This window comes from Nostoc sp. ChiQUE01b (assembly GCF_034531255.1).
GTDB lineage: Bacteria > Cyanobacteriota > Cyanobacteriia > Cyanobacteriales > Nostocaceae > Nostoc.
Window position 1 is genome coordinate 52,010 of record NZ_JAVRBM010000030.1, and the last position, 13,967, is coordinate 65,976.

The 13,967-nt window shown below is 44.8% G+C and carries 18 protein-coding genes; 15 read left to right on the plus strand and 3 right to left on the minus strand.

From position 1 onward, the window contains the following. Positions 1–254: 254 nt before the first annotated feature. The 4 genes from RMY63_RS19960 (at position 255) to RMY63_RS19975 (ending at position 3,858) form a co-directional block, all read left to right on the plus strand. A complete protein-coding gene (locus RMY63_RS19960; protein WP_322730371.1) occupies positions 255–1,013 on the plus strand; it encodes a ParA family protein in 759 nt (252 codons plus the stop codon). Continuing rightward, positions 1,010–1,945, plus strand: a complete 936-nt coding sequence (locus RMY63_RS19965) for a ParB/RepB/Spo0J family partition protein (protein WP_322730372.1) — start codon at positions 1,010–1,012, stop codon at positions 1,943–1,945. Before RMY63_RS19960 ends, RMY63_RS19965 begins: the two co-directional genes overlap by 4 nt. A 174-nt stretch (positions 1,946–2,119) precedes the next feature. Next, positions 2,120–3,208: an AAA family ATPase gene (locus RMY63_RS19970; protein ID WP_322730373.1), complete on the plus strand. Its 1,089-nt coding sequence runs from the start codon at positions 2,120–2,122 to the stop codon at positions 3,206–3,208. Then, positions 3,205–3,858, plus strand: a complete 654-nt coding sequence (locus tag RMY63_RS19975; RefSeq protein ID WP_322730374.1) for a DUF4276 family protein — start codon at positions 3,205–3,207, stop codon at positions 3,856–3,858. The genes RMY63_RS19970 and RMY63_RS19975 overlap by 4 nt, the downstream gene beginning before the upstream one ends. A 73-nt stretch (positions 3,859–3,931) precedes the next feature. On the opposite strand, the gene RMY63_RS19980 is transcribed toward RMY63_RS19975, so the two are convergent. After that, on the minus strand, positions 3,932–4,162 hold the full coding sequence (locus RMY63_RS19980) for a helix-turn-helix transcriptional regulator (protein WP_322730375.1): 231 nt from the start codon (positions 4,160–4,162) through the stop codon (positions 3,932–3,934). A 337-nt stretch (positions 4,163–4,499) separates the two neighbouring features. Here RMY63_RS19980 and RMY63_RS19985 point away from each other — a divergent pair, with 337 nt between their 5' ends. Further along, a complete protein-coding gene (locus RMY63_RS19985; protein ID WP_322730376.1) occupies positions 4,500–5,195 on the plus strand; it encodes a hypothetical protein in 696 nt (231 codons plus the stop codon). A gap of 3 nt (positions 5,196–5,198) precedes the next feature. Continuing rightward, positions 5,199–6,950: an ABC transporter substrate-binding protein gene (locus tag RMY63_RS19990; protein ID WP_322730377.1), complete on the plus strand. Its 1,752-nt coding sequence runs from the start codon at positions 5,199–5,201 to the stop codon at positions 6,948–6,950. Positions 6,951–6,963: 13 nt separating this feature from the next. Here RMY63_RS19990 and RMY63_RS19995 read toward each other — a convergent pair whose 3' ends face one another. Together RMY63_RS19995 and RMY63_RS20000 are read right to left on the minus strand one after the other, a co-directional pair. Next, the gene (locus RMY63_RS19995) at positions 6,964–7,140 is read right to left on the minus strand and encodes a hypothetical protein (protein ID WP_322730378.1); all 177 of its coding nucleotides are present in this window, start codon (positions 7,138–7,140) and stop codon (positions 6,964–6,966) included. Between the two features lie 82 nt (positions 7,141–7,222). After that, positions 7,223–7,567, minus strand: coding sequence for a hypothetical protein (locus RMY63_RS20000; RefSeq protein WP_322730379.1), 345 nt, complete (start codon positions 7,565–7,567; stop codon positions 7,223–7,225). Between the two features lie 258 nt (positions 7,568–7,825). On the opposite strand from RMY63_RS20000, the gene RMY63_RS20005 reads away from it, so the two are divergent. The 9 genes from RMY63_RS20005 (at position 7,826) to RMY63_RS20045 (ending at position 13,891) form a co-directional block, all read left to right on the plus strand. Continuing rightward, positions 7,826–8,896, plus strand: a complete 1,071-nt coding sequence (locus tag RMY63_RS20005; protein WP_322730380.1) for a hypothetical protein — start codon at positions 7,826–7,828, stop codon at positions 8,894–8,896. Between the two features lies 1 nt (position 8,897). Continuing rightward, positions 8,898–9,242, plus strand: a complete 345-nt coding sequence (locus tag RMY63_RS20010; protein WP_322730381.1) for a hypothetical protein — start codon at positions 8,898–8,900, stop codon at positions 9,240–9,242. 121 nt (positions 9,243–9,363) lie between these two features. Next, positions 9,364–9,609, plus strand: a complete 246-nt coding sequence (locus RMY63_RS20015; protein WP_322730382.1) for a hypothetical protein — start codon at positions 9,364–9,366, stop codon at positions 9,607–9,609. A gap of 85 nt (positions 9,610–9,694) precedes the next feature. Continuing rightward, positions 9,695–10,126, plus strand: a complete 432-nt coding sequence (locus RMY63_RS20020) for a hypothetical protein (RefSeq protein ID WP_322730383.1) — start codon at positions 9,695–9,697, stop codon at positions 10,124–10,126. 65 nt (positions 10,127–10,191) lie between these two features. Continuing rightward, positions 10,192–10,356 carry a hypothetical protein gene (locus RMY63_RS20025; RefSeq protein ID WP_322730384.1) on the plus strand — a complete coding sequence of 55 codons (165 nt, stop codon included), beginning with the start codon at positions 10,192–10,194 and terminating at the stop codon, positions 10,354–10,356. 10 nt (positions 10,357–10,366) lie between these two features. Next, positions 10,367–10,576 carry a hypothetical protein gene (locus RMY63_RS20030; protein ID WP_322730385.1) on the plus strand — a complete coding sequence of 70 codons (210 nt, stop codon included), beginning with the start codon at positions 10,367–10,369 and terminating at the stop codon, positions 10,574–10,576. 85 nt (positions 10,577–10,661) lie between these two features. Continuing rightward, entirely contained in the window at positions 10,662–11,330 is a 669-nt protein-coding gene (locus RMY63_RS20035; RefSeq protein WP_322730386.1) for a hypothetical protein, read from the plus strand. 107 nt (positions 11,331–11,437) lie between these two features. Then, on the plus strand, positions 11,438–11,662 hold the full coding sequence (locus RMY63_RS20040; protein WP_322730387.1) for a hypothetical protein: 225 nt from the start codon (positions 11,438–11,440) through the stop codon (positions 11,660–11,662). Between the two features lie 18 nt (positions 11,663–11,680). Then, entirely contained in the window at positions 11,681–13,891 is a 2,211-nt protein-coding gene (locus tag RMY63_RS20045) for a zinc ribbon domain-containing protein (protein ID WP_322730388.1), read from the plus strand. The last annotated feature ends 76 nt before the right edge of the window (positions 13,892–13,967 follow it).

Below are 13,967 nucleotides of genomic sequence, written 5' to 3' on the forward strand. Positions count from 1 at the left end.
CTAAACGCTGGCTTTTAATAGTGTTGTAATCGAATGACATAAGGTTTTCATTTTTAGCTAAATCAACCTTTTTGATAGTAAGTGAATATATCCAAACTTGATACAAGTTGTACCCTTGCTTTGCTGTGTTTATCGCTCAGACTACTGAATATTTACTGCTGAAATACTTGATTTGTATGTGGTTACAAGTTGTATAAAACCTGCGAAATGGTATTAGTCTGAAGTAACAAAAATCTATTCAAGGCATATGAAAAGTGGCAGCTTTAACCATTGCTTTCTTTAATCAATCGGGTGGTGTGGCTAAAACCACGTTGACGATGAATATTGGTTATCATCTGGCAGAACGTGGTCGTAAGGTCTTGCTCGTTGATATAGACCCCCAAAGCTCTTTAACAACCTTCATGAACTTTGAACCTGTTGAACTCGATAAAACGATTTATCATGCTCTAGTTCAACAGGAAGATATCGCAATTATTCATGATATTTATGGCATGGATTTAGCCCCGTCTAATATCATTCTCAGCAAAGCAGAAATGGAATTGGCAGGGGCTATCATGCGTGAACTTCGCCTCAAACAGGCGCTGGAAAATGTGCAAGACAATTATGATTTTATATTGATTGATTGTCCCCCAAGTTTGGGAATCTTGAGCATTATGAGTCTTGTTGCAGCAACGCACGTCCTAATCCCTATCCAAACAGAATTTAAAGCATTGAAGGGAACACAGCTACTTTTAAATACTATTCTTGAGGTTTTGAACTTAGCAAACCGAAAATTAAAAATTGCTGGTATTGTGCCCACCATGTACGATAGCCGAACGTCTCAGGGAGAACAAAGCTTGAAAGCCATCAATGAACAGTTGTCCAAAATTGGCGCTGTACTGCCAGCGATTCCAAGGGCAACTGACTTTGCTAACGCTTCTCAAAGCCGTAAACCTTTGGCTCTTTATAACTCAAAACATCCTGCAATCGAGTTGCTACAGCAAATTGCTAAAAAAGTGGATACCCTCTCATGACAACTAAAAACAAAACGCCTGAAGAGTTTCAATTTGGTGGTGTCCTTAATGCTTTTGTGAGTCAGACTGAACAAAAGCCTCAAGAGAGTAGTTTTTTGCCGCTAGCAAGTATTATTCTGCCGAAAAGCCAGCCACGACGTTATTTTGACCCGCAGAGACTGGAAAACCTTAAAACATCTATCAAGCAGTATGGTATTCTTGAGCCTTTAATTGTTCGTCCTGTAAAAGACGATGTTTATGAGCTAGTTGCTGGGGAGAGACGCTATCGTGCCGCGACAGAACTGAAGCTGACAGAAGTTCCAGTTGTTGTTCGGACGTTGAATGATAAAGAAGCTATTCAGGTAGCCCTAATCGAAAATCTTCAACGTGAAGACCTAAATCCTGTGGAGGAAACGCAAGGTATCTTAAACCTCCTATCAGTAGAACTGGATGTGCCATTGGATAAGGTAAAATCCTTGCTCACCCAGATGAAGCACGCACATGATAAGCCAGGGCATAACGTTATGCCTCCCGAAGCGATCGCTATAGAGCAGGTTCTGGCTTCCTTGGGGAAAATGACCTGGGAATCGTATGTTAAAAACAGACTGCCCTTGCTCAACCTGTCCGAAGAGCTTCTGCAAGCCTTGGAAGAAGGTACTATCGAATATACAAAAGCCAGAGCGATCGCAGGTATTAAAGAAGTGAGCAAGCGAAAGTCTCTTCTAAAAGAAGCGATCGCTCAAGGTTTATCCTTAAGCCAAATCAAAGAGAAAATTGCCAAGCTGAAAGCAGCCGCAGCGAAAGGGAAGGGCGGTACTGTAGATAAAACCTTAATGTATCCGCAGAGACTGAAAGAAATTTATACCAAGGCGAAGAAGGTTAAATCCTGGGACGACCTGGAGAAACAGCAGGAGTTTGAAGCTTTGTTAGAAGGATTAGAAAAGCTACTTTAAGACAATCTAAGTAAAAAAATAGTATGAATTGTAGCTGCCCTTCAAATAGATGATGGAAAATAGCAGTACCCGCTCCGGGGGAGCAGCTCAAAAAGCAAAAAATGCTTTTCTCAGCTAAGTTAGCAAATAAAATGAAACCAGCAGATAAAAAGCCTGTCTATCGGGAGACTATTCATGACGGGAACGACCAATGACAAACAACTGTCGAGAATAGTTTTAAAAGGTTTCAAGTCTATCGCCCAGTGCGACTTTGAACTCTCCAGACTGAATGTTTTGATTGGCGCTAACGGGGCGGGAAAATCCAATTTTATCGGCTTCTTCCGTATGGTTGGACAGTTGCTTGAGGAGAACCTACAAGTTTTTGTCAGTCGCCAAGGTAGCCCTGATGCGTTATTGCATTTTGGACGTAAGACAACGGAACAACTGGAGTTTCAGTTATACTTTGGCAATAATGGATACTTCGCTACACTTGAACCAACTCAAGATAATCGCCTGATGTTCGCTTCTGAGTCCTTCTGGTGGAACGTGAGCGGTGAATATGAAATAGGTAGGGGGCATTTTGAGACAGAGGCTTTCACTGGCACAGGGACGAGAATTGACGAGTACGTTTTGTCAGCCATGCAGCAGTGGCGAGTGTATCATTTTCATGACACCAGCGACAGTGCGTATATAAAACAGCCGCATGGTATTAATGACAATGCTTACCTGCGCTCTGATGCCCGTAATCTTGCATCCTTTCTGTATCTGTTGCGTGACAGCTACCCGGCATCCTATCAAAAAATCGTCAAAACTGTCCGACTTGTTGCCCCGTTCTTTGGAGATTTTTATCTGCGTCCTTCGCCACAAAACAAGGAGGTTATTGAACTGGAATGGTTCGAGCGGGGACAGGATATCCCGTTCAAGGCACATCTGCTTTCAGATGGCACGCTGCGTTTCATGTGTCTGGCAACTGTTTTTCTGCAACCAGAAGAGCTTCAGCCTGAAACAATTTTGGTGGATGAGCCAGAACTGGGTCTGCATCCGTATGCTATTACTGTCCTGGCATCATTGATACGTACCACCTCTAAACAGGTGATTGTTTCAACCCAATCCGTGGAACTGCTTAACGAATTTGATGCAAATGATGTGATTGTTGTAGACCGGGATAAAGGGAAAACATTACTTCGCAGGCTAGATAAGCACGATTTGCAGGAGTGGCTTGAGGACTATAGCCTGGGCGAGCTTTGGAAGAAGAACGTCCTGGGCGGGAGACCTTCACGATGATCCGAGTGAATGTTTTCGTTGAAGGACAAACCGAAGAGACGTTTATCAGGGAACTGCTCTACGGGTATTTTCAGGAGAAAAACATATACCTCAATCCTATTCTGGTGAAAACCAGTTCAACGGGGAAGGGGGGTGTGGTGAGTTACGCCAAAATCAAGCCGCAATTAAATCGCAAGTGCCTTGAAGACAGAACAGCCTTCGTCACCACAATGTTTGATCTGTACGGCTTGCCTAATGATTTTCCAGGAAGCAGTTCTCTGCCAAAAACCAGTGACCCGTTTCAGAAGGCTGAATATCTTGAGGGGGAAATGGGCAAAGATATCGGTCACAAGAATTTTATCCCGAATTTGCTGGTTCACGAGTTTGAGGGGCTACTTTACAGTCAGCCACAAGCATTTGCTGCGTGGTTCGATGCCAGTGTAGTCAGTATTTTGCAAGCCCAGCGTAACGCCTTTCCTTCACCGGAGCATATTAATGATAATCCCCTAACAGCCCCATCAAAACGCATTCGCAATTGTTGCGATGGATACGACAAACCACTACATGGTTCGGTGCTTGCTATTGATATCGGGCTGGATACCATACGTCAGGAATGTCAGCATTTTAACCAGTGGTTGCTGCGGCTTGAAAACATAGCTCCAGTTATTTGAGACTTTTAACGACAAAGTAGTGGTAAATAGTTTGACCGATAAGGTTTGACAGTTATCAGAAAAATTTTTACCTTCAATGGCTAGCTGCTGCATTACCATTCGGCGCACGTTCAATTAGGTCAGTTAGCTCGCATTCTAAAGCATTGCACAGCTTTTCCAACATATTTCCGTCTATCGATGGCATTTCGTCAGTTTGGCGGAGCCGATAGATGGTGTTTGGATGGACGTTGATTTCTTTTGCTAAGTCTTTTCCTGAAATACGCCGCTCTGCCATTAAGCGGTTCAGTCTCCATTTTATAGTCATTTTAATTTCTATAAAGGAAGAATAATTTAAGCATGTTGTATGCACTAGTATTTTTCCCGTATTGAGATGGAAATTAACATTAAAATGAAAATATTCACCAGTATTGGCACACAATTTTCAAAATATTGTCTATTATCATACTAACTAGAATTTTGAGTTTGATGGATAAACGATGCTTATTGCCTAAATTTTCTCTCAAATAGTAAAAATTACAGATATATCAGGTTACTTCTAGTAATAATCGAAACAGAGATAGATTGTTTCGGTTAAATGATTTAATTTTGTCAATATTTGAACTTAGCTCCGTATTGATTCCAGGAACTAGGAATAAAAACCTATGGAAATAGTTAGTTTTTACGAGAAGAGACTACAAGATTTAGTAAATAATATTACTGAAGACCAAAGACTACTAAAGCAATACGAGGCATTGCTGCGCTATGAAACTGATCCTCGTGCTTTAGGTAGGTGTGAAAAAGAAATTGAACGGCAGCAAGAGTTTGTTACTCGATATCAGCAGGAGTATAGCGAGCTAAAGCAGAAAATAAAAGATTATCAACCAACCCAATTGCTGTATGTGGATAAGCAGTTACAGCAGATGGATGAAAAAATCAACGTTTTGCTAAAAGGGCAGATCGCAATTTATAAAAATCAGCATCAAATGCGTCAAGCGCTGTTGGAACGCTACAACACTTCCGAGAAAGTTATTATTGGCTCTATTACCCAGCAACTCAACCAGACGCAATTAGTTTTGACAGAAAATTTACTACAGGCACTGGATAGCAATATGGTTTCGGAACCGGAGATGCAGCAGATGTTGGCAGTTCTGGAAGAACGTCTGCCTTCTTTACCTCTGAGTCAGGCAGGGATTGCTGAAATTATTAAAAACCCTGAGTTAGATGTTAGGCATAAATTAAAAATTACGTTGCCTATTATTCCTACGCTTGTGGAATACGAAGGTGAAATTGAATTGGGAAGTGGGTTTAACATCAAGTCAGCTTGGCAATTATTGATAGCTAAATTGCAAAGAAGGTAATCTATGAGTTGGTTTGATGAATATATGAGAGAAGAAAATAATAAAGATCGTGAAGATTTGAGTCAACTAGAGGAGCAGCTGCGCTGTGAACGTGATCCACGTCGAAGGAGGAGCCTAGAAAATGATATAAACATAATAGTGCAAAGAATTCACCAGCGACAACTTCGTTATCAACAGATACACGAAGGTTCATCTGTCTCTCCTTGGGTAATATTTTATTTTGCAAAGAATAAGATAAATTATTTTATAAGATTGGTTCCTAATTTTATAAAAATAATAGTATTGATATTAATTCTAATAATATTTTCCCTTTCATTAAACCAAATATTCAATCCCAAAAAAACTTTGGAACCAATTAACGTTACATCTGATCAAAATAATAACGATGCAGATATCAAAAAACATATGAGTTACGGGGAAAAAACTCTATTTTCAGGGGGGATTATAAATAGTAAACAAGAAGGAATGAAAAACTATTCTGCTGGCAACTTTGGAGGTGCTGCTGACGAATTTGATAAAGCCAGAACAAAACAGCCTCATGATCCTGAAACATTGATATATCTTAATAATGCGAATCTTAATAGTAATACAAACATTGAATTTGATACAATTGCTGTTATTATTCCTGTAACAAATTTAGAAGTTTCATTAGATATTTTAAGAGGGGTTGCTCAAGTACAGGATTCTTTTAATAAAGAGAACAAAAAGTTTAATAAAGGTCTTAAAATTTTAATAGTCAATGATGGAAACGATATAAATAGGGCTAAAGCAGTTGCACGGTATTTAGTAAAACAAGATATATTAGCAGTAATTGGTCATTATACTAGTGATGCAACATTAGAAGCAAGTAAAATTTACGAAGCAGAAAAATTAGTATATATTTCTCCTGGCACCACTTATACAAAGCTGTCTCGAAATACGAATTATAATTTTTTTTACCGTACAGTCCCACCTCTTTCAAAATATACATCTGCTCTTGCCAGTTTCTTAAGGGAAAAAAGATATAAAAAATTTGTGATATTTTACAACAGAAAAAGTATTTATAGTGATGATTTTAATAGTAATATTGATGAGTCTTTGAGTTCAACCGGCATAGAAAAAATCAACAAAGGATTTGATGATAAATATTTTCTTCTATCCGATCCATTATTTCAGGCTAATATATCTATTGAAAAATTTAAAAATAAAAACGATGTAGCATTTATTGTTATTCCAGATGGAGGGACTAGCATATACAGCTTGCCCAACGCTATAAAGCTAATTAAGGCTAATCGTGGTGAACATTTGATATTAGGGTCTAATACCCTCTCTAGCATTGATACACTTCTTATAGGAAATGATGCTAAAAATTTGTTTATTTCTATTTATCAGTCTGAAACCATACTTCCTAATTCGCCTTTTGTTAAGGAATTTAAAAGTCTATGGAATATTAGAGAAATTAGTGAGCGTACAGTGGTTGCTTATGACGCTGCAAAAGCTTTGGCTACAGCCTTACCCAAAGTAGCTTCATCAAATAAGTTGATGCTAAAGCGTCAAAAATTGCATGAGACTTTGCCAAAAATAGAAATAGAAGGTGCCAATAAGGAAAAATTCAAATTTTCTAATGGAGAACGAACACAAGTATCTGTTGGAGATAAATTTGAAATAGCCAAGGTTGTGGAATTATATGAGTGTTCTGCTTATGGTTATATTTTTGTTCCTGAGAAATATACATCAGGGCAAGTAGACAATTTGAAAAAAGACTGCCAACACTAAAATCAAATAAATTTCATTTTTTATCGGGTTTCTGATTGCGTTGCTCTTGCTCTTCCAGCCAGGTTTCAAGCAGTTCGACCATCACTTCAGGTATGGTTTTGTCGATCACCGTGCAGGCTAGTTTAAAGCGACGTTTCGCATCTTTGTAATATGCGTTGATTTCGGTCATATTGGGCAGAATTTTTGGCATGGTGGCACAGGATATACGGGGTTACTCCGAACATTGATAAATCCCACCCCTCCTTGTGAGTTAGCAGATCGATATCCCCACATCAGCCTTCATTTGTTTCTGCTATGGGTATATCGTTGAATAGTTTATCGCACAGCAGATATAGTAGTTCTATTTCAATGTTGGTGGCGTGTGCTACCTCCTGAAGCTCTGAATCGGATGGGCGAATGCCATTTGCCAGCATGGTCAAAAACGTAGTAGCGGCAAGGTCATAGTTGCGATTTGAGACATTTTCTTGGGATATATTTCGCTCATCAAGCCAGTCTTGAATCAAATCGGCAGCAATATCTTCCATTGTGCGCCCATCGTCAATCGAGGCTTTTTTAAATTCGCGGTGAATCTCTTTCGGGATGCGCGTCCGAAGATATACTTTTTCTTCTTTTTCCATGCCAAGCGGGTGCTACTACCTTATTACTATAATCTGCACACCGCCAGTCCACTACACCGCTATTAGCCATTAGATAGCTATTATGGCGATAAATTTATTAAGAAAAGTAACTTTTTAGCGGATTAGCGGATTAGTCCGCTATAGTCATAGTATCTCGCTAATGACCTAAACCAGTCAGATTCAGACTGAGAGCATCACATTACTATTTGGCGTGTTTTAGCCAATTTAAAGAATTCCAAACAATCAGGAGGTACAACCATGCTCTTAATGCAGTCAAAGAAAGCTGCAAACGCTTTGCCCATCTCAATTATCGCCACCGGAGTTGATACAGGCGCTGGCTTACTCAAACTCGCCATCGGCACCGGACAACACCGCGTCCGTACCCCCGCCAAAATCGTCGAAATCGGGGGCGAACTTCACGACGAACTCACCTCCCCCGAAGGCGGACATTTCATCTACGACGACGGCGATCGCCCCGATTTAAAAGGGCGCGAATTCCTCACCGGCAGCCTTGCCGCCTGGAAAGCCCCCACCAGTCATATCAAACTCAGCGACAACCCCGCGCTTAAAGCCGAATACGTCCTGCACATGATATTGGGGGCACTGGCAACCTTACCTCATCAAGACACCTGGAACCTGCACCTGGTGCTGTCCAGCCACAACACCCAGGTATTCCGCGAACTCGTCACCAGCAAAACCAGTGGCAGCCATACCGTGCTGTTTGGTGGACGGGACAAGCCCAAAACCCAGGTTTCTCTCACCGTCTCCCTTGTGGTTCCCGAAGGGGCGGGCAGTTATTCCTTTTGTGCTGCCTACAAACCCGACCCCCTGATTGACATTGCGGGACACGTCATCGCCCTGGACTTTGGCACCTCCACGGTGATTCCCACCGTCTTTGCCCCCCAAGGTAAAATCATCCATCGTAACGTGTTGGCAGTGGGGGGATGCGTCGATTTACTGGAGGCGATCGCCTCCGATGTGGAACTGGTGAAACTCCTTGGTACCGGAAAATCTGCCAATATCGAACTCATCCGCCAAGCCATTGAAGACCGCAGTTTCAAATATGGCACGCGGGGTTTTAGTTTACAGCACCTCTACACCCGCCATTTGCATACCTGGCTGGGCGATCGCATTCGATTAGCCTTGGCAGAAGTCGAGGAATGGGGCGACGCAGCCCAAAGCCTGATTGCATGGGGTGGTGGTGCGGTACTGCCCTTCGCCCAGGAGAAATTCGAGAAGGCAGGCATTACCCCTGTCCCCGAAGCCTGTTGGGCGAATGCTATTGGATTACAACGAATGGCACAAGGACGGTTAGAGCGAGGAAAATAAAATGGCAGAAAATCGCCGTGTCCGGCTTGACTACGATATCGAAGCTTATCTCAAGACTCATGCTGACAGGGTACTCCACAAGTCTCCTGGCACTCTTACGGCAGTAGACTACAGCACTCTCGTCAATCGGCTTTTGTACGAGCATAAGTTAGCACAGGGAGTCGTTAGGAAAATTCCTTTCAGTACTTTATTGGACTGGGCAATCGGGCTGTTGTCTGGCTCCGTCCGCAATCTTGCGATCGTGTCGCCGCAGAAATCCTCAACCCCGGTGTCACACTCTCTCACGCCAGAAGATTTCAGTTTTGATGCAGCATTGAGCGACCTTTACGAGCAGGAGGCTGCTTAAAAGGGCAGGCGATCCGATACTCATCAGAAAAACTAAAGGACGGTTTTCTACTACCGAGAACCCGAAGAATCAGAACATTACAGTTTTACCCTCTTGCAAATTCATTACTACAGGAGAAACGATGACAACCACTCTTGCAACGCAAACATCGCAACCTGCCATTTTGAAACAAATTGCTGACATCCGCCAGCAGATTAACCTCGTGGCAGGTACGCCGGAAGTGCTGGCACTGGTGCAATCAGGGCAGTTTCACCCGGATTTGCGGCTGGGAGATGCTATTCAGGCATTGGATGAGCTTACCTATGGGTTACAGGAATTTTTCACCAACCGTAATGTCATCAGCTTTGTCAGGGAAACACAACCGTAAAACAGACAACGCCTGGATTGTAGGCAAAACATGCAGGCGCTGCTGACTCCACATGAGGTATGACGACAACAAGGGAGTACGCTTTATGATGACACAGAATTTGTATCCAGGAGAGCATTACAGATTTGGTAGCCAGCCCCTTGGATATTACGGACTTGGTTCGACAGGCAGCCAGCTATCGAGCGAAGAAGATTTAATTTTTGATGACTTGATCGAAGAGTACGGCGCACGGTTTGAAAAAATGGAGCGTTTAACCAAACTGGCATTCCGCGCCGTGCTGGCAAACTACCTGTACCAGCTGGAGATATGTGAATCTGCCCTAGCATCGCCGCCGGAAACCTTAATCCTGGAAGCCATTGACCAAACCTATCCTGCCTTGTGGCAAGAGGAACCGCACCTGTGCGAGTACCTCGAACAGATCGCCATGCTCGATAAGACAAGGATTGAAAGTCTGCTGGAAGCCCTCACGGCACAGCTGCACCATGACCATCTCCTGACAAAAAAGGAGGCAGCATGATGGCACGGCAACTCCTGGATAAAAGTTTGTATGAGACCACTGTGGAGGCATTTACCGACATGGGAATGCCCCACCATCTCGTACAGCCTGCCACCGAGGTGATTGCCACCGATTCAGTAGCAGGAACTTCAGACAATCCTACCGAACGCACACCTGAGCAACAAGCAGCAGTGTCCGCCGCCTGGAACTGGGCGAACGACAACGGCAAGCTGGGTACTGAGGGGACATGAGGACTAGGTGATGACGCAGGACAAGGAGCGTAGCAGTAATAGCACTAACAACCTGAATCTCACCGTACCGCTAGTGCTGATGATGGCGTTTCTCATGATGCAACTCTGGCAGAAATCAGATCGGCTACAAGCCTCAGAGCAGGCGCATCATGTCTGCCAGAGCGCACTAGACCGAACGGATGCTGTCATCGACAAATTGCGGAACTTCAACAGTCGATAAGCCAAAATACTTAATCGGTTAAGACTCGTCAGATGCCAATAGCGGTATCTGATAGCATCTCACCACGAAAGGGAAGGGAACGAACATGGCAACACGGCAGAAAGGAGCGAGAACAAAAACCCGCCTTGCCCTGATGGAAACATCCGGGGCGAAGGTAGCACGACAGCACATCCAGCGCTATACCGGGCAAGATATTCTGGGGCAACTGGCGCAGGGTGGCTTGAAAGTGGAAGATGTAGCCCATCTGGCAGACACCAGAGCCTGGATTTCTGAGCAAAAAGAGGTGCTGCACTATGCCGCGCAGCATCTGGAACAAATTTTTGAAGACGTTGCCCAGATTGAATTCCATTTGAAGGAAATCATTACCAAGGGGCTAAAGTCGAAGGATCAAATAAACAAGTACCTGAAAGATGTCCTGCTGGCAGGCAAAAAGCATGAACACAGCGTCCACCTGATGACCGCCCAGTATCAAAACGAACTAGGGTATCTGGAATCCCAGCAGTACGGTGAACTGTCGCTAGAAGCGCGGAAATCCAAAAATAAATTGTTGTTACTACAAGCCGATCTCACGGCACGGGAAGATGAAATCGATACGAGTAATGATACCGCCATGCAGGAGCGTGACTTCCGCAAAACGGAAGCAGAAGAGAGAGCCAAGCGCCGACTGCTTCTCAGTAAAGGGTTTGGAGCGGTAGATCGCACCCGCCAACGCGGTCAAGGTTTTGGCATTCTTCGTGTGTTTGGAATTGGGTAAAGCGTATGTTTGGCAAACAGCGTGATTTCAACAGCTACGCGGCTCTTCTTCCTGATGAGGAGGAGAAGCAGCAGAAAGCCAGTACCCGACTCCAACGGTTGAAGATCATGAAAACCGGGATAGCTACCGCCGTCTGGTTTGCGATTTCTCTCAACATTTCCCTGTGGTCACGGGACAACGATAATCGCCTGTGGGCATGGCTACTAATAGGAGGATTGAGGGCTGGCACGGTCGTTGCTCTGCTTTCCCGGCAGGATGGGGACGGACGCGGTGAGGCGATCGCAGGTAGTGTCGCCACGCTGTTCGGGATGGTCGGTGGCGGAGCTTATTGATGAAAAGGAGGTGATACCATGCAACTCCAGCAGCAGCGCGGATTGGCAACAACAATATTAATAACTGCTGGAGTCTTTTCGGGCATTGGGGCAATTGGCGGATATGACCTGAATTTTCATCCCATCACCGAATACTGCCTGCCCAATACCCAGTGCCGCCGCACCGACATTGTGGATGCCAGAATTTTTGATAATTTTCAGCAACAGGCACAAAGGAGAGTAGAGGAATTAGCACAGCGGCAACAAGCGCAGCGACAGCGCCGACGTAGAAAGGGCAGACAGCAGCCATTAATTTTCCAGAGCGATCTGACCAGGTTATCCGAAGATGCTCAAACAAGCTGGGAAACCTTTGCCTATGGGGTTGGACTGAAGGCAGAGCAAGCCAAGAATATTTTCAGCAGTGCTTCTACCAAACGATTTTTGGACGTTACTGCTGAAGCCCGATTTAAAGGCTGGATGTTGCAAGCCTATCGAAACCGAGGCGGACATGCTGGCTTGCGCCGTATCCTGGCTGCATTCTGCGGCATCAGTTTCCTGGGTGCATACTGGTTGCTGCAAGTGATGGAAAACGAGCAACCTAAACTTGACCTTGAAGCAACCATTGACCTGGAATTTCATGAAAAGCAGTACCGCGAACAGAAACAGGGTGCTTCCGGTTTGTTTGCCGAAGGACTGGCGTGGAATCTGGCAGAAGCAGAACTGTTGTTGCGGGAAGCCTTCACGGGGATGACCCGCCGACAACTGGCACGGCTGGAAGAACAATTACACCATCCTCAATTACCTGCCTTGCAGGAGGAAACAGGACAGGGGAGGGGTGATGAGCAGCCAGCCCTTACCGGACAGTCTCTCGATGAGGTGACAAACCCAAAAAATAAAGTTAATCCCCAGCCACAGGCAAAACAGCTAGGGCAGGAGGACGCGAAGAAAAAACTATGGCGATTGATTGAGAAGCACGAAGGCGGCTGGATTAAACAGATACTGCAACGCCCCATCCTTATCTATGGCGACATGGGCAGCTATAAAAGTTATTTTGCCGCCTTCCTTGCCCTATGCCGTCATTATCTCTTGGGACACGAACTGACAACGATTACCGACCCACATTTCCATCAAAATAGCAAGAAAGCCTGGAAATATCTCGTGGCGCTGGGGGTTGATGGGTTAGGGGCACATGAAGATTATTACGCAGTAGGGCAGGGGATTCGGGATTTTTATGACCGATGCAGTCAGCGCACAGAAGAAGATGGTTGGCTCACCAGCATCTTTGACGAAGTGACAATGTATGGCGACTATGACGGGTCAAAAAAACCAGCAGGTAATCTGCTTAAGAAAGTCTTGACGGCTCCTCGCAAAAGCAAGGAAGCACCTATTCTCATAGGACATGACGACACCCTATCAGCGCTGGGAGGAGCAGAAGGGGTGTCTGGCGCACGGGACAGGGGACTCATCCGGCTGATGCTGGTGTCAAACACCGCTGGACTGGACTATGAACCATTATTTCGTGGTTTTATCAGTGGCTTGAAAGATGAAGACGGCAAACTGATTGAAGATCAGCCAATTACGATTCGTGAGGACTGGATCAGACCGGAATATGTCTACACCCTGTTCAACCAGGCTGAAACAGACCACCCAAACCCCAAACCCGTACCACCGGACAGCAGCAACACCCACCCTGTCCTCTGTCCAGCCTGTTCCGTCCCAAACCCACCAGATTGTCGGTTTTGCTTTGCCTGTGGTTCCCCGCTGACCCCACTAGAACCACCGCCAGAAGAGGGCGAAAAGCCGTCAGACTTGTGGCAGAAAGCTGCTCGCTGGCTGGAGCAAAACTGGCAATTACCCTCGGACAGTCCGATGAACAAGCGTGAAGTGTCCGACGGACAAGGCGGACAGGAAGAGGTGTCCGAAGTTGAGCCGGACAGTGGTGAAGTGATGTCTTCTGGTCAGCACAAACAGTCCGGTATTGTCTGGACAGTCCGGTTGGTACGGGAATATTTCCCTGAAATGACACCAGAGACATTTTTTGCGTCCGTGTCCGCGTCCGCGAGGGGTGGTAAGAAAGCGCGGGATATTATCCGCGAAGACCTGAAATGCCGCGAGGGGAGGGAGCATCCGACACGCTCCTATTCGCGGCATGGCAAAACGTTATTTCGTTGGCTGATTGAGAATTTTGACGATGGCAACCTTGCGAGCCTGCCACAGATTAAGGAGTTTTTGGACAATACCACACCCTAACAAGGTGCGATCACAGTTGCCTTGAGCCTGCATTCAATACAGCAGGCAATCAATCAGAACTGTTGAAGGAAGTACA